Origin of the sequence: Mycobacterium sp. (genome assembly GCF_035653355.1) — a bacterium.
Classification (GTDB): Bacteria; Actinomycetota; Actinomycetes; order Mycobacteriales; family Mycobacteriaceae; genus Mycobacterium.
Genome location: NZ_DASRBZ010000596.1, coordinates 1 through 2,725, shown reverse-complemented (window position 1 = coordinate 2,725; position 2,725 = coordinate 1). Strand labels below are relative to the sequence as shown.

Here is a 2,725-nt window from a genome sequence, read left to right as displayed (position 1 = left end):
ACCTAGAGCCCAAGCGCAGTGGGCCATTCTTCTTGTTCCGTTACCGCGCGGGGTCCCCGGTGACCGGCAGACGCCGAAATGTCATCACCGCCGACAGCACCGTCGGGCCGGGACCGCGCGGGAGTCGCCGACGTGACGACCACTACCTCTATAGATCGCGGCGCCTTCACACACCCAGCGCTGTTCTACCACTCCCCGCAGGAATATCTGGACTGCGTTGCGCCCTTCATCACCGACGGATTGCAAGCCGGCCAACCCGTGCTGGTCGCGGTACCGGGACCCAATCTGGCGCTATTGCGCGATGCCGTGGGTGACACCGTCGCCGACGTCACGATGGTCGACATGACGACGGCAGGGCGCAATCCCGGATGGATTCTGGGCGGAATACTGAGCCACTTCGCCGAAGAGCACGCACCGCACCGGGTGCGCATGGTCGGCGAACAGATCTGGCCAACCCGGTCCAAAGCGGAGTACCCGGCATGCGTCCAGCACGAGGCGCTGGTCAACACCGCTTTCGCCGGCCGGGAGATGACTGTCCTATGTCCATACGACGCGACACTGCTCGACGCGAAGGCGCTCGCCGACGCGCGCACCACCCACCCGCTGCTCTGGCACACCGGACAGCCCGAGGAAGACAGCCCAGCCTTCGCGCCCGAGGCCGCGTGGCTGCACTACAACGAACCGCTCCCCAGCAGCCCGACAGCGGTCACCTACACCGTGTCGGTGCTGGCTGACCTCGCCGGCGCTCGAGCGTTTGCGGCCACTTACGCCCATTGGTTCGGGCTTTCCCCGAACCAATCTGCCGACCTGCTGTTGATCGCTAACGAATTGGCCGCCAGTTGCCTGCACCATGCCGACGGCGCATGCCGGCTCGAGTTTTGGCGGCACGACGGTCATCTGGTATGCCAAGCACGTGACGGCGGCTACCTCGAAGATCCGCTGATCGGGCGGCGACCATATGGAAGTGATAGCGCTTGCGGACGAGGGCTCGGTGTGGTGAACGCCGTGGCCGACTTGCTGCGCAGCCATACCATGCCGGGCGAAACGACGATCCGCGCCTATCTTCGAGTGGAGGACGTCGCCTGATGCGTCAGCACGGTGCCGTGCGGTCGGCGGCCGGAATGGCTCCGTTCGGCCATCTCGGCTGGGGCTACCGCGACCGGGCGGAGTTTCTTTGCCGCGCCTCGGAATACATCACCGTTGGACTGCGGCATAAGCAGCGCATCGCCTATGCCGGGGAAGGCACGCACGAAACGCTCTACTCGGAGCTGGCGACAATGCCGGCGATTCGCGAGCATCTCGATTCGGGCCTGATCGAGGTACTGCCGGCCGACGAGTACTACCCGTATCATCCGGGCAGCGACGTCATCGATGCCGATCGGGCGGTGGACAAGTATCTCGCCGCGGCAGAAGATGCGATCGTCAACGGATACACCGGTTTCCGTGCGGTCTCCGATGTCACACCGGTAGCACGTACCACTGAACAACGCGATGCGTTGGCAACCCTCGAGTACCTCGTCGATCAGCAGATGGCGGTGCTGCCGTTCTCTGCGCTGTGTGGATACGACACGACACGAGTCGGTCGGGCCGCGTCAGAGCTCATCTGCTTGCACCCGTTCGTGGGCCGCGGATCGGTCATGTTCCGGATCTACGCCCAACCCGTGGATGGCATTGACTTCGCGCTGTTCGGCGAAGTCGACGACACCAGCAACGAGCTCTTCGCCACCACACTGCAGCGCACCCTCCCGCTGGTAGCCGAGCGCACCGTCAACATCGACGCTCAAGGCCTGGAATTCATCGGCCATGAACAAATGCTCCTGCTGGATGAATGCGCCCGCCAGCACAACCGCAGGGTCCGGCTGTGCACGGATCAGCCTGTCGTCACCCGGCTGGTTGGTTTGCTGAACCTCACCAATGTCGAGTTGCACCCGGCGCCGGTATACCCATCAGGAGACGCGCCGACAGGGCTGCTCCACAGAGCGCGACATGGTGAGCGGCCAGCCAGCCAAGCCGCCGTCAACCGGCTCAAGCGAATTCTGAAGCGGCACTTCGGAATCGGCCACCAGGAGGCGTTCGTTCTGCTCGCGCGATTGGCGCAGGACACCGACACCACGGTCTGGGAGCTTGCGGAGCAGATCGACGCGGAACTGGCTAGCGAAGGCGCCACCGACATTCCCCTGGGCACTCTCGACGCGCTGGAAGCGGTCCACAACCAGTTGTGGCCGCCGAGTCCGGCCTGACCGCCGGTTATTGGATGCCGATAGGCCGCCGGGGCGCGCGGAGTGTGCGACCGCCGATCGCGTGCCTGCTGCTGCCGGTACGTTGCCCATGACGGAAGGGAGAGGCGGAGTGTTGCGCGACATTCGGGAACTCGCCGGTGACCCCGAGGCCTACGCCGCCGAGCTTCGCCGCCGCTGGGGCGGGCTGTTGAGCTACCGCTACATCGGCCGCAGCTACGCGTCAATGGACCTCGGGCCGGTCGACGACACCGTCACTCTGCGCCGCGATATGCGCAACGCCACCGGCGGACTGCTGCTGGCCGTGCTCGGAATCGCTTCCCCAGAAGGCGGCGGCATGTCCGACTTGGAAGCGGTACCCAATCCGGTCATTCACTCCTGCCAAATCCTCGACCCGGGGCGCGATGTCCGTCGCATCGAGATCGTCTCCGAGGTGCTCAAACGTGGCCGGCAGATGGGGTTTAGCCGCTCGCGGATCGTCGATGCCG

At 65.1% G+C, this 2,725-nt stretch carries 2 protein-coding genes and 1 pseudogene; all 3 read left to right on the top strand.

From position 1 onward, the window contains the following. Window positions 1-132 precede the first annotated feature (132 nt). Window positions 133-1,086, top strand: a complete 954-nt coding sequence (locus VFA16_RS20725; protein ID WP_324969631.1) for a sensor histidine kinase — start codon at window positions 133-135, stop codon at window positions 1,084-1,086. Beyond that, window positions 1,086-2,240 (top strand): MEDS domain-containing protein, encoded by a 1,155-nt coding sequence (locus tag VFA16_RS20720; protein WP_324969630.1) that lies wholly within the window; start codon window positions 1,086-1,088, stop codon window positions 2,238-2,240. Before VFA16_RS20725 ends, VFA16_RS20720 begins: the two co-directional genes overlap by 1 nt. A gap of 109 nt (window positions 2,241-2,349) precedes the next feature. Then, window positions 2,350-2,725, top strand: a pseudogene (locus VFA16_RS20715) (hypothetical protein); the annotation flags it as partial.

Coding starts and splice junctions, on each gene's coding strand:
- VFA16_RS20720 (WP_324969630.1), top strand. CDS start 1,086: ATGCGTCAGCACGGTGCCGTGCGGTCGGCGGCCGGAATGGCTCCGTTC.